A 20,368-nucleotide genomic window follows, 5' to 3' on the forward strand; every position below is an offset into this window, starting at 1 on the left:
GGCGCGGCATCGGCCCCACCCTCGATCCTTCTTCTTCCCCACCTACCGGGGCGGCTTCGCCGCGCCCGAAAGGAGTTCCGCCATGAGTACCTTCTCCCCCAGCGCCGACGTGGTCGGCAGCAACCGCTGGTACCTCGCCTCCGCGCCGATCGTGCGCGCACTCGTCCACCTCTGCATCCCGATGGCAGCCGCCATGATCGTCGGCGCCGTCTACAACGTCATCAATGCCGGCTTCATCGGGTCCCTCCACGACCCGATCCTGCTGGCCGCCGTCACCTTCGGCTCGCCGATCCTCGGCCTCGTCATGGCCGTCGGCGGGGTGTTCGGCGTGGGCGGCTCCTCGCTCATCTCGCGCCTCCTCGGAGCATCCGAGCAGGATCCCGCGAGGGCCGGAGACATCAAGCACGTCGCGTCGTTCGCCGTCTGGGGCGCCGTATTCGCGGGCGCCGTCGTCGGGGCGCTCGGCCTCATCTTCCTGAACCCGCTGGTCGGGCTGCTCGGCGCCCAAGGCTCGGCGGTCCCGGCCACAAGTGCCTTCGTCGGTGTGATGCTGGCGTTCGTGCCCGTGCTGGCCGCAGCCTTCTGCCTCGAGCAGATCGTCCGGTCGGAGGGCGCCGCGCACCAGGTGATGGTCGGCCTCATCGCCTCGACGGTCGCCAACCTCGTCTTCGACGTGCTGTTCATCCTCGTGCTGCACTGGGGCGTGGCCGGTGCCGCCCTCGCGGTCGGCCTCTCGAACGTCGTCACGATCGTCTACTTCGTCACCTACCTGATTCGGCACAGCGAGAACATCAGCCTGTCGCCGAAGTGGTTCACCCTCCGCGCTGACATCCTGAAGCCCGTGTTCGGCGTCGGCGTCGGCGAGCTGCTCCAGTCGGCGTTCCTCATCGTCACGTCGCTCGTGCTGAACAACCTCGCCGCGAACTACGGCGACGGCCCGCTCGCGGCGATGGGCGTCGCGGTCCGGATCGCGCAGGTGCCGGAGTTCCTCATCATGGGCGTCACCCTCGGAGTCCTGCCGCTCCTCGCCTACTCGTTCGGCAAGGGCGACGCGGCGCGGTTGGCCTCGTCGATCCGCGGCTCAGCCATCGCGGTCGGGGCGATCGCATTCTTCTTCTCGATTGTCGTGTTCGTCTTCCGCGACCAGGTGTTCTCACTGTTCGTGTCGGATCGCTCATTGCTGTCGCTCGGCGCGATCATCATCACCGCGCAGCTCGTGTCGATGATCTTCAACGGCTTCACCGGGCTCATCACGTCGCTCTTCCAGGCGACCGGGCGGGCACTGCCGGCCATGATCATGTCGATCACGCAGGGGGTGCTGTTCATCCCGATCGTCATCTTCGCGAACCTCTGGTTCGGGCTCGACGGCATCATCTGGGCGCTGACGGTCAGCGAGGGCCTCGTCCTGGTGGCCGGACTCGTGATGTGGTTCGCCTCGCGCGGCAGCATCGCCCGCGGGCTCGCCGAGGGCAGCCCCGAGCGCGCCGAGGCCGTGCTCGAAGAGGCCTGAGCAGGATCGCGAGTCGGCAGGATCGTGGGCGACCAGCAGGATCGCGCCGGCCCCTCTACAAAGCCGCAGTGACATGGTCGCTTTCCTTCAGGCCCGGCCATGACCGCGCGGGACCACGAGAGTGGTGACAGGTGACGCGGACGGGGGTCTGCTCCGAACGCTGGCCGAGACGAATGATGGTGTCTGACTTTCGTGTACCGGGTGTCGCCACCCATTCGACGCTCGGTCACCATGCCATCAGACGCAAGTTCCGCCTCGGGACCTGGTCGGTTAGGTGTTCTCGATGGTCGCGGGGTGGCTGGTAGCCGTTGTCTGGTCTCGCTTTTTCCGCATCCACCGGCGACTCATCAGCCACGGGTAGTTGATGAGGATCCACGAGAAAGCAACCGGCGTCCACGGATCAAAGCGGGCACGCGCCTCATAGCCCGACTTCGACAAGGAGAGCACCCTGTCCGTGCCGTCGACACTGACTCTGTAAACAGACTCCCGAACTGAATCCAAGGTCACGCTCACGTGCTGAACTTCGGCAACGATGAGCCACGCGACCGCCGCGGCAAACATCAGCACGAGAACGATGTCGAAAATTTGACGCCCGCCCGAGACATCGCGCAGATCAAGACCGAAGGCTCGAATGGATTTCCGGTTGCGATCCCGGTTTGTCAGCCACGCTCGGCTCCAGCCAACGAGCAAGGCGAAAACAACAAGACCGATCGACGCGACTTGGATCCAAGCTGCCGCAGGAAGAGGAAGAGTCAGCAAAACGAGACAGACGCCCAGGCCAAGGCAGAAACCAGAGAGCAAGGAGAGGATGCGGTTCACCTCGCGCACAAGGTCATCGCCAGCAAGGGTGACAAAGCGAGGTGACGATCTTGGTGCGTTCCACCACGACTTCAAGCCCACCTACGCACCCCCTTGATCTCGGCGATCGCCAAGCGACTCGTGACGACTCAGCTTGGACCCCGGGCGCGCTCTGAACAAGAAAGTGAGGATCCGGCTGCGGACGTCTGCGGAGTCAACCGGGAGATATCCCGGCTGTTTGTTAACGCCTTGCTGCCATCGCATACGATCGGCCGCATGACCGAGCCCCTCATCGCCGTCGGCTACTGGCGCAATGCGAATCGCCTAGACCTTCTCGACGTCGGAGCATCCGTGAACGCTGCTCTCACCACATCAGATGCCGAGGACACAGCGAATTACCTCTCTCGTGGTTTCGTTGCTCGAGCGTGGATGGGCCGAAGTACGTGTCGAATCTGCGGAGCAACTAACGGCAGCCTCGACCTCAGCGACGGAATCTACGTCTGGCCCGAAGGGCTGGCTCACTACGTCCCCGAACATAAAGTCCAGCTGCCCAACCAATTCTTGACTCACCTGGAGAGTCAGAGTGAGGCCCTCGAAAAGCGAGTCATCGACGAATCGTGGTGGAGTGGCCAAGTGGCGACCTCGTAGATGCCGGTCGTAATCGAAGTGGGCAGGACATCCTCGTGCGTTCTTCGAGGCGTTGCCTGAGTCGGGAACGCTGAGGGTTCCTCAACTCGCGGTCGGCCATCTGCCACTGGCGTCCCGAGCAGGGGGCTCCGATTCGTGGTGACAAGAAGTACTTTGTGGGCGTCGGGAAGAGAAGCGGGTCTCGAGCGATTCTCGTCGTGTCGATCATCGCGGTGGTACAGGTTGCGCTCGTCTTGGGATACCGGGTTTGGTCGGACGTGAATGAGCACACGCAGACCGCGGACGTTTTCACTGCCCTGCGAATCGTGGACAAGCGCATCGACCTGTCCGGAGAGGTTCCGGATACCACTCGCACCGAAAGCGGCCTGGCCGTCCGTCGAGGGGCTCAGGAATCGCGCCGACCATTGTCTATTCGTTCACCGCCGCCGAGACCCCAGATTGAGAGACGCGATTTCACGCCGCGGTGTCTCAGGGGCGCTATGGCAAAGGTGATGAGCCGTGGTCTCTCGAGATGCACGGCTACGACGTGACTGTTCTCTCGGCCGGTCCTGATGACTCGAACGGCCGCGTGTACATTTCCATCTCGACGCTTTGACCCCCACACACCCCGGCAGTTGCTGTCGCCAAGTAGAGGTTCCGCGCGCTGACTATGTCAAAGTTTTCTGGCCCCGGCCGGACGGAGAAAGTTGGCCCCAGCCTGGCCAGCAAAGAGCCCTTGGTTTCAGCGCATGTCGTTCTTAGTCCGTTTCCGGAGGTGCTTCGGGCGCAATGGCCGCAAGCGCCGTGAGGTAGTGATTGTTGATACTCACTGACGTCACTTCTTTGAGCCGGTAACCAAACGGCTTTCGATGCCAGGACGCGTTGGGACGAACCTCGAGGAGGCCGAACCACTTGCCGTGTTTGCCGACGTATTCGCCGATCCACAAGCAGTCGGTAATCACTCGGTCGCGTTCGATGGCAACCAAGGAGGCTAGGGACGACATCGTCTCTATGACTTGGTCGGTTTGCTCCAGGTCGACGGTGGCCAGGTCTTCGGGAGCGGGTTGTGGTTGCGTCATCGCGAAGTCCGTTTCAAAGGACCGATCTTTCTTGAGTGACGAGATGTCGCGGACTCGGATGGCGATCAGGCCATCTGAGTAGCCGCCATCCATGGTGCGGGCGATGAGGGCCCACTTCTTGCTGAGACCCACGACGAATCCGTCGATGCGATCCATGTCGTCGATCTCGCGGGTGATTCGATAGATCGATGAGGTCTCCAGTGCTCGCTGAAGCTTGGCCTGGACCTCTGATCGATTGCTCACTATGACCTCTCCGCCTCGAACCGGACAGGTCATGGCAGTTGTCGACCTTATCGGCCTCCAGGAACTCCTGAGACAAGTCAGGCGCGTCTTAGAGTCCAACCGAGACACCGTCGAGCTGCGCTACTGGGAAATAGGCCGCGGGAAGGGCCTCTAGGAGCTGACAGTTCTTTTCATTGGAGGTTCCCCCGCGGACAAGCTCCAGCTGACCCGCAAGACTTCCCCCCGCGAACGCCGGCCGAGCTGTGCGAAGGCCGCCCCTCATCGTTTGCTCGACAGGACGACCGACCCGACAGCGAACCGGACGAAGCGCTCGCGACTCCGCGCATCCACGCCGCTGACGCGCTCCGAGGCCTCCCGTGGGGCACAATCTGGATTGTGACGACTCGACTAGCCACTCCACAGGATGCGGCGGAGATCAGCGAAGTGATCACCGACGCCTTCGCAGACGGCGGACGCGTGGCAGCCCTGTGGACCGCGGTCGTGGCAGCCGACCTACATCGGGCCAGTGTGGTTGCCGTTGAGGGTCATCGTGTGGTCGGTCACGTAGGGATGAGCCACGCGTGGCTGGATTCGCGGCGAGAACTCGTCGATGTTCTGCTGTTGAGCCCTCTCAGCGTCCGGATGGACCGCCAAGGCGAAGGCATCGGCACGGAACTCGTCGCAGCGGCGATTCACGCCGCCGATGAGCTGGGGGCGCCCGCAGTGTTCCTCGAGGGCAGCCCTGACTACTACGGCGAGCGCGGCTTTGAGAGGGCGAACCTCAAGGGTTTTCAGGGGCCCTCGCGGAGAATTCCGGAAAAGGCTTTTCAGGTCGCAGTCCTTTCGACCCATGCCCCCTGGATGACGGGGAGAGTCGTGTATCGCGACGTCTGGTGGATCCACGATGCCGCCGGGTTGCGAGATCCAGAGTTGCTCGCCATTGAGGAGCAATTCGAAGCAGATCGATGACGCGTGCGAAGGAGTTCCACGTCGAGCAGCCGTCGATGACCTGGACCGGGCACACCCGGAGTGGCACGCTCGACTGCATGGTGCGCGACAGCTTGAAAGCCGAGGGATTCCGCCCCACGTTGACCTTGTTCTCGGGGCTGCCGGGCGCGGGGAAGACGACGCTCGCGCGCCGTCTCGAACGGGAAGGCAGGGGCATTCGTCTCGCCACGGATGAATGGCAGGACCGTTTGGGCATTCCGCATTCCGACAGCGACTTCCACGAGCGCCTACAAGCTGCCCTCTATCGGCACGCCCTCATCCTCCTGCGGCAAGGGGTCGACGTGATCCTGGAGGACGGCCTGTGGATGAAGGCCGAGCAGATCGAGAAGTTCGCCGATGCACGATCCTGCGGCGCTCTCATCGACCTGCACGTCTTCGACGTGGACCAAGACACCTTGTGGAGCCGGCTGCAGGAACGAAACACCGACGGCAACGCCGGAGCTGTACCGATCACATCGGAACACCTCCGAGCCGCGTGGGCCATTTTCCAGCCGGTATCCGCTGACGAGCTTTCCCACGCTGACTCCTACCAGACACACACAGGCGGCCTCGCTTGAAGGCCCCCGCGACGCATCAGCGCACGAAACGCACCACGTCCACCTCGGTGAAGTGCCACCGCTCGTCGACGCGGAACCCGCGCTCCCGGAGCGCTGCCGCCACCGTGGCCGAGAACCCGCCGGAGTCGCGCGTCACCAGCCACACCACCGGGTGACCGTCGACGCGGTCGACCGCCCGGGCGAACGGGAGCCGTGTCTCCCAGAGCCGGCCGGTCGCAGCGGCGGGCTCGTCGAGCGTCACGTCCGTCATGCCGTCGAACGCCGCGGGGTAGGCGTAAGCGATGCTCCGGGTCGACCCGCCCGGGTGCCGCTGGATCCCGCCGTACACGATCGCATCCGACTGCCCCGCGGGCAGCTGCTCGGCGGCGCGCTCGCGGGCGACCAGCGCCGCGACGGCCTTCCACGACGAGGCGTCCTTCGCCTCCGGGAGTCGCTGCCACACGGCCGTCCCCGCGCTGAGCACGGCGATCACGGCGACCACGGCCACCATCGCTCGCCGGTCGCGGAGCCGGGCGACACCGGCGGCCATCAGCAGCCCCAGCGCCGGCGTCGAGAACGACAGGTAGCGGGCCGTGTAGAGCGGCGTGCCGAGCACCGACACCGCGACGAGCACGAGCGCGGGCAGCAGGAGCCACGGCAGAGCGACCCCCGCGACCCCCGGCACCCCGGCCCCGTCGCTCCTGCGCGCCTCGCTCCCGCGACCCCCGCGCCACCGCCGCCAGGCGACAGTCACCGCCACGATCACGAACGCCCAGCCGACGACCGCGAGCGGCGGATTCTCCGGGAACCACTGGGTCACGAGCAGCGACTGCACGACCCCGGAGTCGGGCTTCGGCAGCCACGACACCTGCGCCTGCTGGCTCCGGGCCAGGGCGACGAGGGGGACCAGCAGGATGCCCGCGGCGACGGCTGCCAGAAGCCAGCCGACCACGGCGCGACCCGGGCCCTTCCCGTCGCTGCGCCGCGACTCCTGCGGGCGCCGCCCCGACCGATGCGCCAGCGCCGCGAGCACCAGCGTGACCCCGTGCGCCACGACGACGAGGGCCGTGTAGATGAAGAGCGTCGACGCGACCACGGCCACGGCGCCGTAAAGCAGCCACCAGCGCCAGGCGCCGATCCCGGTCCGGCCGTCCCGCTCCGCTTCGGAGCGCCGCACGGCGATCACGAAGACGAGAGTCAGCAGCGTGGCGAACGTGGCGGTCAGCGCGTAGGAGCGCGCCTCCGTGCCCATCCACGTGACGCGCGGCAGCAGGGTGAAGAGCAGCCCTGCGAGGAGGCCGGTGGTCCGCGGGGCGAGTGTGCGGGCGAGCACGGCCACGAGGGCGGCGGCCACTCCGACGGCCAGCGCGCTGGGAAGGCGGAGCGTGAAGGGGCTGTAGCCGACGACGGCGAGCCAGCCATGCATCAGCGCGTAGTAGAGCGCGTGCACGGCGTCGACGTGCTGGATCTCCGTCCAGAGCTCGGACCAGGAGCGCCGGGCGGAGACGATCGTCGCCGACTCGTCGTACCAGATCGACGGGACCCACGAGAAGGCGACCGCGATCGCGAACCCGACGACGCCCGCGAGCAGCGGGTCGCCCCACGGGCGCGCTCGGAGGTCGCGCAGGAGCCGCGGCCCGCGGGAGGACGCTCGGCCGTCGCGTAATAGGGTGGAGGGGTCGTCGGCACGCGGAGAACGGAGGTCGGTCATGGGGACGCTTCCTCCTCTGGTGCGGCCGCTCCCGCAGAGCGCCGCGGGCCCTGATCCGGCCCGGTACTCGCGGTCGTCCCGTCTCGCCGGCATCGGCCTCGACGGGCAGTCGCGCCTGGCCGCCGCGAGGGTTCTCGTGGTCGGAGCCGGGGGGCTCGGCTGCCCCGCGATCCAGTATCTCGCGCAATCCGGCGTCGGCACCCTGGGAATCGTCGACGACGACGTCATCGACCTCAGCAATCTGCAGCGCCAGGTTCTCTACCGGGCCGACCAGGTCGGTCATCCGAAGGCGCGAGCCGCCGCCGAGTGGGTCCGCGCGGCCAACGTCGACGTGACGGTCCGCGTCCATCCCGTCCGCCTCACCGACGCCAACGCCGACCTCCTCGACGACTACGACCTGGTCGTCGACGGCAGCGACTCCTTCGACACCTGCTACGTCGTCGCCCACGCCGCCGCCGAGCGCGGGCTCCCCGTCGTCTGGGCGAGCGTCAACCGGTTCGACGGGCAGGTCGCCGTCTTCTGGGACGCCGCCCCCGAGGGTCGCGGCGTCGACTACCTCGACCTGCACCCCGAGAAGCCGTCCGGCGGCTGGGACGAATCCTGCGCCGACGTCGGCGTGCTCGGCCCGCTCTGCGGCACGGTCGGCTCCGTCATGGCCTCCGAGGCGATCAAACTCCTCACCGGGGCCGGCGAACCCCTCCTCGGCCGCATCGTCACGATCGACGCCGCAGGAGGATCGTGGCGCGAGAGCAGGCTGGTCCGCTCCGCCGCCCGGCGCGAGGCCCGCGCCGACGACGTGGCCCGCATCCTGCGTGGCCGCCCGGCCCTCGCCCCCGACACGGTGCCTGCCGAGATCCCGACCGTCACCGCCGACGAGCTCGAGGCGCGCCTCGCGGCGCGTGACCGCGGCGACGACGCGTTCGTGCTGCTCGATGTGCGCGAGGCGACGGAGCACGCGGGAGGGGCCATCGAGGGGTCCGTCCTGGCCGCGGGGTTCGGGTCGACGGCGGCGGGGCATCCTGGGCTCGAGAGCGACGTGCCCGTGGTCGTCTACTGCGCGCGCGGGCCGCGGTCGGAGGAGGCTGCGCGGCTGCTTCGCGCCGAGGGGCACGAGGTGACGGTGCTGCGGCGCGGGATGCTCGGCTGGTCGCTGCGCGCGAGCGCGCTGGCGACCGGCGACGGAGTCACCCCCGCGGGGCGTGTGCCCCTGCCGCTCGGCGACATCGATCCCGCGGCGTTCCACCCCAACCGCACGGCGTAGCGCCGAGCGCGAAGGCGAAGCGCGCTCAGCCGCCGGCGAAGGGCGGCATCACGTCGACGACGGCGCCCGAGGGCACCACCTGCGCGAGGTCGCGCGTCGTCACGCCGTCGACGAGGAACGAGCAGCGCTCCAGCGTCGCCCGGAAGTCGTCCGGGTCGACGCCCGCGGCCGGCTGCACCGTTTCGACGAGGTCGCCGAGCGTCGGCTCGGACTCGGCCACGCACTCGAGCTGGTCGGTCCCCGCGGCGGCGCGCGCGGCGGCGAAGAAGCGGAGGGTGACGGTGACGACTCCCACGCTCAGCCCCCGATGGCGCTCATGGAGCGGGCCGGCTGCACGAACGAGGGGTCGTCGAGGCCGTGGCCCGCGGGCTTCGCCCACATGGCATCGCGCCAGAGGTCGGCCAGCGCCTGATCGTCGGCTCCGGCGCGGAGGGTGTCGCGGAGGCCGGTCTCGGTGTGCGAGAAGAGACAGCTCCGGACGCTGCCCTCGGAGGTCAGCCGAACGCGGCGGCAGTCGGCGCAGAACGGCTCGGTGACCGAGGCGATGATCCCGACGGTGCCCTCGAGGCCGAGGTCGTCCCCGGCTCGGCCCCGGGCGACGAAGCGCTCGGCGGGAGCACCGTCGCGGGGCTCCTGCGCGCGCTCGAGCGTGAAGCGCTCGCCGACGAGGCGGTGGACGTCGGCGGCCGTGATCATGGAGTCGCGGCTCCAGGTGTGATCGGCATCGAGCGGCATCTGCTCGATGAAGCGCAGCTCGTGGCCGTTGCGGAGGGCCCAGGCGACGAGCTCGGGAGCCTCGTGGTCGTTGACGCCCGGCAGCAGCACGGCGTTGATCTTGATCGGCCCGAGGCCGGCGGCCGCCGCGGCGTCGACGCCCTTGAGCACCCGCTCGAGGAAGGGGCGGCGCGTCAGCTGCGCGAAGGTGGCGGCGTGCAGCGAGTCGAGCGACACGTTGACGCGGTCGAGCCCCGCTGCCCGGAGGGTCTCCGCGCGCTCGGCCAGACCGATGGCGTTGGTGGTGAGCGAGATCTCGGGCCGAGGCTCGAGGGCGGCGCACCGGGTGATGATGTCGACGAGGTCGGCGCGCAGGAGCGGCTCGCCGCCGGTGAACCGGACCTGGCGGACGCCGAGCTCGCGGACGGCGATCCCGACGAGCCGCACGATCTCGTCGGCGGAGAGGGCCTGATCGCGGGGGAGCGCCGGGAGGCCCTCGGCGGGCATGCAGTAGGTGCACCGGAGGTTGCAGCGGTCGGTCAGCGACACCCGGAGATCGGTGGCCTCGCGGTCGTACCGATCGATGAGGCCTCGGGCTCCGGCCGGTCGCGGGGGGAGACCCGCCGGGGTGCGCCCGGGGAGGACGGGGATTCCGAGGCTGACTGTCATCATCCGAGACTAATTCACCGGAGCCGGGAGAGCGCCCCATCGGGGTGCAACGACGATGCCCGAGGGCCGCGGCGCGGGTTGTCCGCCACGGTCCCCGGGCTCAGCGCTGATCCGGCGCGATGCGCGTCCGGCCGAGGGTGAGTCGGCGGCGTGCGCGAAGGGGCGTCGTAGGGGGACGCCCACTCACCGTTCGGAGTCGTCTCTCGAGCGGATGGGTCCCGGTCGACCGCGAAGCTCCGGTCGGGCGGCGCTCAGGCGCGCGCGGGCGGGGTCTCGACGATGACGGTCGTCGCCTTGACGACGGCGATGGCGACGCTCCCGAGTTCGAGCCCGAGCTCGCGGACCGCCTCCGAGCTCATCAGCGACACGACGCGGAACGGCCCGCACTGGAGCTCCACCTGCGCCATGACGGTGTCCATCGTGATCGCGGTGACGAGGCCCATGAAGCGGTTCCGGGCGGAGCGGCCGACCGTCGACGGGTCGTCGGGCAGGACGGACGTTCGCTTCGCGAGCTGCGCGAGCTCCAGTCCGTCGACGACGGTCCGCCCGGCCGGGTTCTTCTCGCTCGCGAGGGTGCCGTTGTCGATCCAGCGGCGCACCGTGTCGTCGCTCACGCCGAGGTAGCGCGCGGCGTCGGACACCCGGATCTTCGGCATGGCGGGAGCCTACCGCCGGAGGGCGCCCCGGCGGGTGACGAGGTGCCACTCCTCGGTGGCTCGGCCGCGGATCCTGCCCCACCACCCGGGACCGGACCGCAGGATGCTCGCCACGACGATGATCGCGAGCGCCGCCCCGAGGGTGAACGGGCGCAGGGAGTCCGCGATCCAGAACTGCCGGGTCGACATCGCGAGCACGAGCGCCAGCCACTCGACCCGACCGGTGAACGCGATGAAGGGGACGAGCAGGAGGGCGTACCAGGGGTAGCGCGGGCTGAGGATCAGCAGCGCCGATCCGATCATGACGAGCTGGCCCAGCCACGGCGCCGCCGGGTCGGTCGTCCGCCACACGACGACGCCGATCACGAGGAGCAGCAGCACCGCGACGGGGGCCGCGGCCCGGCCGGGCGCCACGAGCGACACGAGGGCGAAGCGGTTGCCGCTGCTGTAGCCCTCCTCGGAGAGGTAGCCCGGCAGATAGCCGAGCACCTGCACCCCCGTCGTCACGACGAACGGCACGTAGAGCGCCACGAAGGTGACGACGGACGCCACGACGACGCGCCAGGGCTTCTCGCGGAGGAGCGCAGGAGCCGCCAGCACCGGGATCAGCTTCGTCGCGATCGCCGCCCCCAGCGCGATCCCGCCCGTGAGGCGTCGGCCCGAGGCGACGAGGAGGGTCGCCGCGAGCGCGAGAGCCGCCCCGATGAGATCGATGTGCGAGTTGGTGATCGCCTCCGAGGCGACGAGCGGGCACCAGCCCCAGAGCGCCGCCCAGCGTGGATCGAGACCCCGGCGGCGGAGGGCGAGGAGGAGCGCGACGGTGGTGCCGAGGCTCACGAGGAGGCCCACGGCCTGGAAGGGCCAGTAGGTCGCTCCGACCGGGACCACGGCGCGGACCGCGGCGAAGTAGAGCTCGGCGGCGGCCGGGTAGATCGTGAAGACGCCCGGCCGGTTGATCGTCGTGCAGAGCGTGTCGGAGGTGCCGAGGTCGGTCGTCGTCATGACACGGGTGCCCCGGCAGACCTCCTCGCCCGCGGCGTCGGTCGAGGTCGCCGGGAAGAGCCAGTCGGGGCGCAGGTCGCGGAGAGCGGGGTCGTTCGGCCGATGCGCGTAGGGGGAGATCCCGGCGTTCTGGACGATGCCGTCCCAGGCGTAGCGGGCGGAGTCGGTGCTCGTGTTCGGCGGGCCCACGATGGCCGCGCCTCCCACGAGGGCCGACCCGACGAGGACCACCGCGGCCACGGACCGTGCGGGGACCCGGCGGAGCAGGACGAACGCCAGAACGAAGAGGGCCCAGCAGACGAGGGTCCAGACGCGGAACCCCGCGGGGTGGGAGGTCGAGAAGAAACCCAGCGTGGCGACGCCCCAGCCGATGGTCGCGGCGAGGACCGCCGCGGCGAGGAGGCTGAGGAAGGTGCGCACGCTCCTACTCTGCCCGAACCCTCGGGGCGTCCGGTCCGAACTCCTTACACATCGGTGACATCTCCTCCCCCCGGAGGCGGAAACCGCTCTCGGGAGGGAGGATCCGTGGTGAGATTCAGCATGCGAGAACTGCTCTACGGTCTTCGGCGCGGCGTGACGTCGCCGAACCGCAACGCGAGGACGGCCGTCGTGATCGGGCGACTCCTAGGCCTGGCCTTCGTCGTCTGCCTCGGCACGGGGCTCTACAGCCACTTCCTGCAGGAGCCGCTGGCCTGGATGCGGTTCCCGACCCGCCCCGTCGCGCTCTACCAGGTGACCCAGGGCGTCCACATCACCGCGGGCATCCTGTGCTTCCCGCTCCTCTTCGCGAAGCTCTACGCCGTCTACCCCCAGCTGTTCACCTTCCCGCCGATCAAGAGCGTGCCCGAGTTCTTCGAGCGCGCGTCCATCGCGATCTTCGTGGCCTCCTCGCTGGTGCAGATCTTCACGGGCCTGCTCAACACGTTCCAGTACTACCCGTGGCCGTTCCCGTTCAAGCAGGTGCACTACGCGCTCTCCTACGTCATCATCGGGTCGCTCATCGTCCACATCGGCGTGAAGCTGCCGATCATCGCCCGCTACTGGCGGAAGCGCGACAGCTACGACGCCGAGGGCCGCTTCCTCGAGGGGGATGCGGCTCCTGCGGAGGCTCCGGCCGGCGACTCCGCCGATGCTCCCGCTCGTGTCCCGGTGACGGTCGAGAACGCCGCCCCCGCGCGCGGCGTCGTGGGCCGCATCGGCGCCTGGATCGACCGCACCCCCGAGGTCGACGTGAAGTCCTCCAGGCGCGGCTTCTTCGGCGCGATCGGCGTCACGGCCGCCGCCCTCCTCGTCCTCACGGGTGGGCAGTCGTTCCGCGCCCTCGACCCGGTCAACGCGTTCGCCCCGCGGAAGCGCGGCATCGGCCCGAACGACCTGCCGATCAACCGGACGGCGAAGGCCGCGCAGGTGCTCGACACGGCCGTCGATCCGGCCTGGGCCCTGACCGTCTCGAACGGGTCCACGAAGCGCACCTTCACCCTCGCCGAGCTCGAGGCCCTGCCGCAGACGCAGGTCGACCTCCCGATCGCCTGCGTCGAGGGCTGGAGCCAGATGGCGACCTGGAAGGGCGTCCGCCTGGTCGACCTCGCCGACGCCGTCGGAGCGGGATCCGACTCGGCCCTTAAGATCACGAGCCTCGAGAAGCGCGGCGGCTACCGCGTGACCACGATGGGCTCGGAGTACGTCCGCGATCCTGCGACCCTCGTCGCTCTGCACCTCAACGGGGAGCGGCTCTCGATCGACCACGGATATCCGGCGCGGATGATCGCGCCCGGGCGCCCCGGCGTCCTGCAGACGAAGTGGCTCAGCACACTGGAGGTGATCTGATGCGCGCGACCCGCATCGTGTTCGTGACCGTCGGAGCCCTCGGCATCGTGTTCGGCGCCTGGGTGATGGTCGACACCGTCCGACCGAAGAGCATCTGGGGTCTCGCGACCTGGCTCATCGGCGCCGTCATCATCCACGACGCGATCATCGCGCCCGCTGTCGTGGCGATCAGCATCGCCATGCGCCGGGTCGGACGGAGGATCCCGCCGGCCGTCATCGCGATCGTCCAGGGCGCCGTCGTCGTGGGCAGCGTCTTCACGCTGGTGGTCGTGCCGGAGATCATCCGGAAGGCCAAGGTCCCGAACAACGACACGGTCCTGCCATTCGACTACGCGTCGCGGCTCGTCGTGCTTTGGGCGGCGATCGTCGTGATCACCGCCCTCGTCGTGACGGTCTACCTGCGGCGGAGCAGCCGGCAGAAGGCGCGGCCGTCGACCCGCCAGGTCTGATCGAGCGCGAAGCCCGCGGCCTCCGCGTGACGCACGAGGGCGACGCTGCCGACCTCGGCCCACGGGAACGCCTCGCTGGCGCGGCCATGGTCGTCGACCACGGTGGCCGAGAACGTGTCGTCGACGTCGTCGTCGGGCTGGACCTCGACGATGAGCGTGCCCCGGCGACCGAGGAGTTCGTGGCAGCGCAGGAGCAGCGCGAACGGGTCGCCGCCGATCCCGATGTTGCCGTCGAGGAGGAGCGCCGTGCCCCAGTGGCCCTCGCGCGGCAGGCGCTCGAAGACGCTGTGCGCCAGAACGGGGAGTCCCGCCCGACGGGCGACCTTGACGGCGGCGCGGGAGACGTCCACACCGAGCGTGACGAAACCCTGCTCGACGGCGGCCTCGACCATCCGGCCCGGGCCGCAGCCGATGTCGAGCACGGGGCCCGATTCTCCGGCCAGAAGGGCGCGATCGACGTCGTCGGCCGCGGCCATCCAGCGACCGAGGTCGTAGCGTCCGCGCTCCGCACCCTCGGCGTCGTCGCGGACCAGCGTGAGCCGGCCCTCGCGTCGGAGAGCGTGCGCGTAGGGTTCCGAGCCACCCGAGCCGAAGGTCGCGGCGCGATCGGCCGCGATGCTCACGACGACCGCCCGTCGAGGGGGCGGTCGCTGAGGCGGTCGGCGGTGCGGAGGCTCGGAGGGATCACATCACTCTGTTCGGAGCGGAGGGTGGTGCGGTTGCCCCGGGCGGGCGCGATCACGTGCATGCCCTCGACAGTATGTGTCGGCGGCGCATCGTGTTCGCCGCGGACCTTACGAAACGGGAACGTCTCGCGGATTCCCGGTCGCCGCCGAGCCGAAGCGCTCCATGATGGGGGCATGCCTCCTCAGGACGTGTCCCGCGCGCCCGCCGTCGCGCCGGCGGCCGTCCCGGTGCCGCGCGCCGTCCCCGTGCCGCGCGCCGGGGCCGACGCCCCCCGGAGGGTCCTGGTCGTGGAGGACGACCCGATCGTCCGCGAGGTCGTCGTGAGCTACCTCGTGAGGCACGGCCACGCCGCCGAGGCCGTGGCCGACGGGCTCACCGCCGTGGCGCGGGTGGCGGCGTCCCGCCCCGACCTGGTCCTGCTCGACCGCATGCTGCCCGGGATCGACGGCCTGGAGGCGTGCCGGCGGATCCGCGCCGTGGCCGACGTGCCGGTGATCATGCTCACGGCGCTCGGTCAGGAGCACGACCGCATCGGCGGCCTCGAGGCCGGCGCCGACGACTACCTCGTCAAACCCTTCTCGCCGCGCGAGCTGATGCTCCGCGTCGACGCCGTGCTGCGCCGCACGGCCGCGGCCCCGTTCGAGCCGGAGGCCGTGCTCACCGTGGGGGCCTTCCGCCTCGACGCCGCCCAGCGCACCCTGGCCCGATCGGGCGCGCCTCTGTCACTGACCGTCCGCGAGTTCGACCTGCTCGCCTTCCTCGTCCGCCATCCCGACCGGGTCTTCACGCGCGAGGAGCTCCTCCGGGGCGTCTGGGGCTGGGAGTTCGGCGACCTGTCGACCGTGACGGTCCACGTGCGACGCCTCCGCGAGAAGATCGAGCCGGATCCCGCGGCGCCGCGGCACCTCCACACCGTGTGGGGCGTCGGGTACCGCTTCACGGCCTCGTCCGGGGAGGAGTGAGCGTGGCTCCCGCCGACTACCTCGTCGTCTCCCTGCTCGCCCTCGGCACGGCGCTCGTCGTCGGCGCGCTGGCCCTCGTCGCCCTCAAGCTGCTCAGTCGGGCGTCGCTCGTGGTGCAGGTCGCGGCCGTCGCGGTCGCCGCCGTCGTGTCGCTCATCGGCGGCATGCTGCTCGCGGCGGAGTTCATGTACGTCTCGTCGCACGATCTCGAGGTGTTCCTCTGGCTGGCCCTCTCGTCGGGCGCCGTGTCCGTCGTCCTCGCGCTGCTGCTCGGGCGGAGCCTCGTCGGCAACAGCCGGCTGCTGATCGCCCGCGCCCGGCGGGTCGGGGAGGAGAGTTCCGGGCATCCTGCGCCCCTCGCTCCCGAGCGGCACGTCGCCAACGAGTTCGCGACCCTGGCCCGCGAGCTCGCCGCCTCCGACGAGCGCCTCGCCCTCTCGCGCGAGCGGGAGGCCCGCACCGAGACGGCCCGGCGCGAGCTGGTCGCCTGGATCTCGCACGACCTCCGGACGCCGCTGGCCGGGCTCCGCGCCATGGCCGAGGCGCTGGAGGACGGCCTCGTCGACGACCCCGACCGGTATCACCGGCAGATGCGCGCGCAGGTCGACCGGCTGGGCGGCATGATCGACGACCTCTTCCAGCTGAGCACGATCCACTCGGGCAACCTGCGCCTGACGCTCCGGCGGGTCCGTGTCTCCGACCTCGTCGACGACCTCGTGGTGGAGCTCGGGCCCATCGCGACCGCTCGCGGCGTCCACCTCGTGGCGCGGGACGTCGCCGACGAGACGATCGTGGCCGATCCCGACGAGCTGGCGCGCGCCGTCGCCAACCTCGCGATGAACAGCATCCGCCTGTCGCCACCCGGCAGCGAGATCACGCTCTCGGCCGAGGCGGCCCCCGGCGACCTCGTGCTGCTCTCCGTCGCGGACAGCGCGGGCGGCATCCTCGAGACCGATCTCGCCCGCGTCTTCGAGCCGGGGTGGCGGGCCGGTGAGGCCCGGACACCGCTCGCCGACGGCTCGGCAGGAGGCGCGGGTCTCGGCCTCGCGATCGTGCAGGGCATCGTCGAGGCTCACCGCGGCCACGTCTCGGTCCGCAACGTCGACGGCGGCTGCCGGTTCGACGTGGCGCTGCCGCGGTCCTGACGGGGGAGCCGCCCGCGGCAGAGGAGCCGCCGCTACTCGCGGACGGCGTCGCTCCCGCTCGCCTGGAGGGCGTGGGTGCCGCGCAGGGCCTCGGTCGAGGCCAGGGCCCGGGCGAAACGACTGCGCGGCGCGACGGCGGCCACGTCGAGGGCGTCGTCGATCGTGTCGACGTCGACGAGCTCGGGCAGCATGCCGACGCGCAGGCCGGCTTCGGCGAGGCGGGCCAGCTGGTGCGCACCCGTGTCGTCCTGCGACATCGGGACTCCGCGGAGGAGGTCGCCCCGGGGCTCCCGGAGCGCAAGCGCCCAGAAGCCGCCGTCGTTCGCGGGGCCGAACCACGCGTCGACGTCGCTCGTCCAGCCGTCGAAGACGGGGGCGAGGTCGGCGACGGTGAGCTGCGGGGTGTCCATCCCGACGAGGACGGTGGGACCCGTCACGACGTCGAACATCGCCCCGAGGCGGGCGTCGAGGCCGCCCTGCACCTGGGGCAGGATCTCGTAGCCCCGGGCCTCCTGCGGCGGCACGACACCGTCGAACAGCAGGATGCGCCGGGTCGCCGGCAGCGCGGACGCGACGGCCAGGGTGTCGGCGAGAGCGGCGCTCGCGACCCGGGCGGCCTCCTCCAGACTGAGGGGCGGGTGGAGGCGCGTCTTCACCTTGCCGGGCAGGCACTCCTTGGCGATCACGACGAGGGTGGTCATCGGCGCGGTCCTTTCGCGTCTCGCAGCAGCGCGGACATGTCGTGGACGGCGCGGGCCGTCCCGCGGATGGTGCCGGTGACCTTGCTCCGGCCGACTCGGGGCGCGTAGGGCGCGTCGAGCTCCCGGATGCGCCAGCCCGCCTCGCTGGCACGGAGGACCATCTCGAGCGGGTAACCGCTCCGGCGGTCGCGGAGGTCGAGGGCGAGCAGCGCCTCGCGGCGGGCGGCGCGCATCGGCCCCAGGTCGTGGAGGGCGACGCCGGACGCCCGACGCATCAGTCTCGCGAGCACGAGGTTCGCGATCCGGGCGTGCAGCGGCCAGGCGCCGCGCGTCGTCGGACGGCGACGGCCGAGCGTGAGATCGGCCTCGCCCGCGAGGATCGGGGCCACGAGCGCGGGCAGGTCGGCGGGGTTCATGGAGGCGTCGGCGTCGCAGAACGTCACCACGGGGGCCGTGGCCGCCACGAGGCCCGCGTGGGCGGCGGCGCCGAAGCCGCGCCGCGACTCCTGAACGACCGTCGCGCCGAGCGAGCGGGCGACCTCGGCCGAGCGGTCGGTCGATCCGTTGTCGACGACGATGGCGCGGTAGCCCTCGGGGAGCCGGGAGAGGATCCAGGGGAGGGCGCGCTCCTCGTTCAGGCAGGGCAGCACGACGTCGACGGTCGCTGTGGTCATCCTCCGAGAATACGAAGGAGCACCTGAGAGGAGCGGGCGAGCGGGTCGCGGTCGGACGGTCGGCATGGCTGCTCCGGTTCGTGGGGGCAGCCGGGTGGCGCCGCACCCCTGGTTCGGAGCGGAGGCCGCGGGGGACGGGGTGCGGCGCTCAGCGGACGGCGGCGCGCAGGGGGGCGGTCGCGAATTCGCGCATCCCGTCCTCGAAGGACACGCCGGGCTCCCAGTGGAGCTCCCGCCGGAGTCGCTCCGACGAGGCCGTGATGTGACGGACGTCGCCCGCCCGGTAGTCGCCCGTCACGACGGGAGCCGGGCCGCCCGCGTGCCGGGCCAGCGCCTCCGCCATCTCGCCGATCGTGTGCACGGAGCCGCTGCCGACGTTGAACGCGCGGAACGTGTCCGGCTCCTGCGATGCGGTCCAGTCGAGCGCCGCGAGATTGGCGGAGGCCACGTCGCGGACGTGGACGAAGTCGCGCCGCTGCCGGCCGTCCTCGTAGACGCGCGGGGCCTCGCCACGCTCGAGGGCCGAGCGGAAGAGCGAGGCGACGCCGGCGTAGGGCGTGTTCTGCGGCATGCCGGGGCCGTAGACGTTGTGGTAGCGGAGGGCGGCGGCGCGGCCGCCCGTGCTCCTGGCCCACGAGGTCGCGAGGTGCTCCTGCGTGAGCTTCGTGATGGCGTAGACGTTGCGGGGATCGAGCGGGGCGTCCTCCGCGATGAGCTCCGGGCGGAGGAGCTCGCCGTCGGCGTCGCGCGGATCGAAGACGCCCGCGTCGAGGTCGGCGATGCGCCGGGGGGCGGGGCGTTCGAGGCCCTTCGGACCGCGATACGCGCCCTCGCCGTACACGACCATCGACGACGCGACGACGAGGCGGTCGACTCCTGCGCGCGCCATCGCGGCGAGCACCGTGGCGGTGCCGAGGTCGTTCGAGGAGACGTAGTCGGGGGCGTCCTGGAAGTCGACGCCGAGCCCCACCTTCGCGGCCTGGTGGCAGACGGCGGCGACCCCGCGGAGGGCGTCGTCGAGCGCGTCGGCGTCGCGGACGTCGGCCCGCAGGAAGTCGACCCGCTCGTCGAACGACGGCTCGCCGCCGTGCACGTCGGGTCGGAGGTCGTCGATGACGCGCACGGCCCAGCCCCGGTCGAGGGCACCCGTCACGATCTCGCCGCCGATGAAGCCGGCTCCGCCCGTGACGAGCAGGAGGGGCGGGGCCGCCTCGCTCACGCGGTCGCGCCCGAGACGGGGCGGGCGAGCACCTCGGCCACGGCCTCGGCGGGGATCAGCGCCCTCGGCTCGAAGTCGTCGGGAAGGGCCTGCAGGATGCGCTCGATCGCCTTCACGATCAGCGGCTGGGCCTCGGCCAGGCGCGTGAAGACGAGCTCCGCGCTGACCGTGTCGTCGTCGCTGCCCTCCTCGGGTGCCAGCCCGGCGTCGCTGTCGGTGACGAACGAGAGGTTCACCGTGCCGATGTTGAGCTCGGCGGCGAGCGGCACCTCGGGGACCATCGTCATGTTGACCGTGTGCGCTCCGGCCTGGCGGTACCAGACCGACTCGGCGCGCGTGGAGAACCGCGGCCCCTGGACGACGACGCAGGTGCCCGTCGGGGCGAAGTCGCCGAGCTCCTTGGCGAGGGCCTCGATGGCCGCCTGCCGGAGCACCGGGTCGAACGGGTCGGCGGCCGCCAGGTGCTGCACGGAGCCCTCGTCGAAGAACGTGTCGCGCCGGCCCCAGGTGCGGTCGATGAACTGGTCGGTGACCACGAGGGTCCCCGGCGGGTAGTCCGGGTGGACGCCGCCGACGGCGGACGACGACACGATGGCCTTCGCGCCGAGCGAGGCGAGCGCCCAGATGTTCGCGCGGTAGCCGATGAGGTGGGGGGCCACGGAGTGGTCGCTGCCGTGACGCGTGAGGAACGCCACGCGCTTCCCGCCCAGCTCGCCGATCGTGACGGGGCTCGAGGTGGGCCCGTACGGGGTGTCGACGTGGAGCGTCTCGGCGGCGCCCTCCTCGAAGAGCGAGTAGAGGCCGGAGCCGCCGATCACGGCGACGTCGACCCGTTCTGAAGGGGCTGTGGATAAGTCCGGAGGGGTCGGCGCCATGAATGCGAGACTACTGGGACGAGACGGCCGGAAGAT

Annotated in this window: 22 protein-coding genes; 9 read left to right on the plus strand and 13 right to left on the minus strand. The window is 70.5% G+C overall.

Translation table 11 applies throughout. From position 1 onward, the window contains the following. The first annotated feature begins 82 nt into the window (after window positions 1-82). Window positions 83-1,510: an MATE family efflux transporter gene (locus AS850_RS03540; protein WP_119867885.1), complete on the plus strand. Its 1,428-nt coding sequence runs from the start codon at window positions 83-85 to the stop codon at window positions 1,508-1,510. A gap of 270 nt (window positions 1,511-1,780) precedes the next feature. Here AS850_RS03540 and AS850_RS16245 read toward each other — a convergent pair whose 3' ends face one another. After that, entirely contained in the window at window positions 1,781-2,410 is a 630-nt protein-coding gene (locus tag AS850_RS16245; protein ID WP_164088381.1) for a hypothetical protein, read from the minus strand. A gap of 174 nt (window positions 2,411-2,584) precedes the next feature. Between AS850_RS16245 and AS850_RS16250 the strand changes: the two genes are divergently transcribed. Beyond that, window positions 2,585-2,956 (plus strand): hypothetical protein, encoded by a 372-nt coding sequence (locus AS850_RS16250; protein WP_123955444.1) that lies wholly within the window; start codon window positions 2,585-2,587, stop codon window positions 2,954-2,956. 737 nt (window positions 2,957-3,693) lie between these two features. Here the strand turns inward: AS850_RS16250 and AS850_RS03550 are convergent. Beyond that, window positions 3,694-4,257, minus strand: a complete 564-nt coding sequence (locus AS850_RS03550; protein ID WP_119867887.1) for a hypothetical protein — start codon at window positions 4,255-4,257, stop codon at window positions 3,694-3,696. A gap of 423 nt (window positions 4,258-4,680) precedes the next feature. On the opposite strand from AS850_RS03550, the gene AS850_RS03555 reads away from it, so the two are divergent. Next, the gene (locus AS850_RS03555) at window positions 4,681-5,205 is read left to right on the plus strand and encodes a GNAT family N-acetyltransferase (RefSeq protein ID WP_236940808.1); all 525 of its coding nucleotides are present in this window, start codon (window positions 4,681-4,683) and stop codon (window positions 5,203-5,205) included. Further along, a complete protein-coding gene (locus tag AS850_RS03560; protein WP_119867889.1) occupies window positions 5,202-5,801 on the plus strand; it encodes an AAA family ATPase in 600 nt (199 codons plus the stop codon). Before AS850_RS03555 ends, AS850_RS03560 begins: the two co-directional genes overlap by 4 nt. Before the next feature lie 16 nt (window positions 5,802-5,817). On the opposite strand, the gene AS850_RS03565 is transcribed toward AS850_RS03560, so the two are convergent. Further along, window positions 5,818-7,491, minus strand: coding sequence for a glycosyltransferase family 39 protein (locus AS850_RS03565; RefSeq protein WP_119867890.1), 1,674 nt, complete (start codon window positions 7,489-7,491; stop codon window positions 5,818-5,820). On the opposite strand from AS850_RS03565, the gene AS850_RS03570 reads away from it, so the two are divergent. Next, complete coding sequence (locus AS850_RS03570; RefSeq protein ID WP_119867891.1) at window positions 7,490-8,752, plus strand: ThiF family adenylyltransferase; 1,263 nt, start codon at window positions 7,490-7,492, stop codon at window positions 8,750-8,752. The two genes, AS850_RS03565 and AS850_RS03570, sit on opposite strands and share 2 nt — an antisense overlap. Before the next feature lie 25 nt (window positions 8,753-8,777). Here AS850_RS03570 and AS850_RS03575 read toward each other — a convergent pair whose 3' ends face one another. The 4 genes from AS850_RS03575 to AS850_RS03590 all read right to left on the minus strand — a co-directional run bounded on the left by AS850_RS03575 (window position 8,778) and on the right by AS850_RS03590 (window position 12,213). After that, complete coding sequence (locus tag AS850_RS03575) at window positions 8,778-9,047, minus strand: MoaD/ThiS family protein (protein WP_216819849.1); 270 nt, start codon at window positions 9,045-9,047, stop codon at window positions 8,778-8,780. 2 nt (window positions 9,048-9,049) lie between these two features. Next, window positions 9,050-10,135, minus strand: coding sequence for a GTP 3',8-cyclase MoaA (gene moaA / locus AS850_RS03580; protein ID WP_236940809.1), 1,086 nt, complete (start codon window positions 10,133-10,135; stop codon window positions 9,050-9,052). A gap of 251 nt (window positions 10,136-10,386) precedes the next feature. Beyond that, complete coding sequence (locus tag AS850_RS03585) at window positions 10,387-10,791, minus strand: TOBE domain-containing protein (protein ID WP_119867893.1); 405 nt, start codon at window positions 10,789-10,791, stop codon at window positions 10,387-10,389. Between the two features lie 9 nt (window positions 10,792-10,800). Then, the gene (locus AS850_RS03590; protein WP_119867894.1) at window positions 10,801-12,213 is read right to left on the minus strand and encodes a glycosyltransferase 87 family protein; all 1,413 of its coding nucleotides are present in this window, start codon (window positions 12,211-12,213) and stop codon (window positions 10,801-10,803) included. Between the two features lie 108 nt (window positions 12,214-12,321). On the opposite strand from AS850_RS03590, the gene AS850_RS03595 reads away from it, so the two are divergent. Beyond that, a complete protein-coding gene (locus AS850_RS03595) occupies window positions 12,322-13,620 on the plus strand; it encodes a molybdopterin-dependent oxidoreductase (RefSeq protein WP_236940810.1) in 1,299 nt (432 codons plus the stop codon). Then, complete coding sequence (locus AS850_RS03600) at window positions 13,620-14,069, plus strand: hypothetical protein (RefSeq protein ID WP_119867896.1); 450 nt, start codon at window positions 13,620-13,622, stop codon at window positions 14,067-14,069. Before AS850_RS03595 ends, AS850_RS03600 begins: the two co-directional genes overlap by 1 nt. On the opposite strand, the gene AS850_RS03605 is transcribed toward AS850_RS03600, so the two are convergent. Together AS850_RS03605 and AS850_RS16910 are read right to left on the minus strand one after the other, a co-directional pair. Continuing rightward, complete coding sequence (locus AS850_RS03605; protein WP_119867897.1) at window positions 14,015-14,692, minus strand: class I SAM-dependent methyltransferase; 678 nt, start codon at window positions 14,690-14,692, stop codon at window positions 14,015-14,017. The two genes, AS850_RS03600 and AS850_RS03605, sit on opposite strands and share 55 nt — an antisense overlap. After that, complete coding sequence (locus tag AS850_RS16910; RefSeq protein WP_257788668.1) at window positions 14,689-14,817, minus strand: hypothetical protein; 129 nt, start codon at window positions 14,815-14,817, stop codon at window positions 14,689-14,691. Before AS850_RS16910 ends, AS850_RS03605 begins: the two co-directional genes overlap by 4 nt. 112 nt (window positions 14,818-14,929) lie before the next feature. On the opposite strand from AS850_RS16910, the gene AS850_RS03610 reads away from it, so the two are divergent. Together AS850_RS03610 and AS850_RS03615 are read left to right on the plus strand one after the other, a co-directional pair. Continuing rightward, the gene (locus AS850_RS03610; protein ID WP_119867898.1) at window positions 14,930-15,718 is read left to right on the plus strand and encodes a response regulator transcription factor; all 789 of its coding nucleotides are present in this window, start codon (window positions 14,930-14,932) and stop codon (window positions 15,716-15,718) included. 2 nt (window positions 15,719-15,720) lie between these two features. Then, the gene (locus AS850_RS03615) at window positions 15,721-16,863 is read left to right on the plus strand and encodes a sensor histidine kinase (RefSeq protein WP_119867899.1); all 1,143 of its coding nucleotides are present in this window, start codon (window positions 15,721-15,723) and stop codon (window positions 16,861-16,863) included. Between the two features lie 32 nt (window positions 16,864-16,895). On the opposite strand, the gene AS850_RS03620 is transcribed toward AS850_RS03615, so the two are convergent. The 4 genes from AS850_RS03620 to AS850_RS03635 form a co-directional block, all read right to left on the minus strand. Then, window positions 16,896-17,564, minus strand: a complete 669-nt coding sequence (locus tag AS850_RS03620) for a TIGR04282 family arsenosugar biosynthesis glycosyltransferase (RefSeq protein WP_119867900.1) — start codon at window positions 17,562-17,564, stop codon at window positions 16,896-16,898. Next, complete coding sequence (locus AS850_RS03625) at window positions 17,561-18,238, minus strand: glycosyltransferase family 2 protein (RefSeq protein WP_119867901.1); 678 nt, start codon at window positions 18,236-18,238, stop codon at window positions 17,561-17,563. The genes AS850_RS03620 and AS850_RS03625 overlap by 4 nt, the downstream gene beginning before the upstream one ends. 148 nt (window positions 18,239-18,386) lie before the next feature. Next, window positions 18,387-19,457, minus strand: coding sequence for an NAD-dependent epimerase/dehydratase family protein (locus AS850_RS03630; protein ID WP_119867902.1), 1,071 nt, complete (start codon window positions 19,455-19,457; stop codon window positions 18,387-18,389). After that, window positions 19,454-20,332: an MTAP family purine nucleoside phosphorylase gene (locus AS850_RS03635; protein ID WP_119867903.1), complete on the minus strand. Its 879-nt coding sequence runs from the start codon at window positions 20,330-20,332 to the stop codon at window positions 19,454-19,456. The genes AS850_RS03630 and AS850_RS03635 overlap by 4 nt, the downstream gene beginning before the upstream one ends. Window positions 20,333-20,368 lie beyond the last annotated feature (36 nt).

Origin of the sequence: Frondihabitans sp. 762G35 (assembly GCF_002074055.1) — a bacterium.
Classification (GTDB): Bacteria; Actinomycetota; Actinomycetes; order Actinomycetales; family Microbacteriaceae; genus Frondihabitans.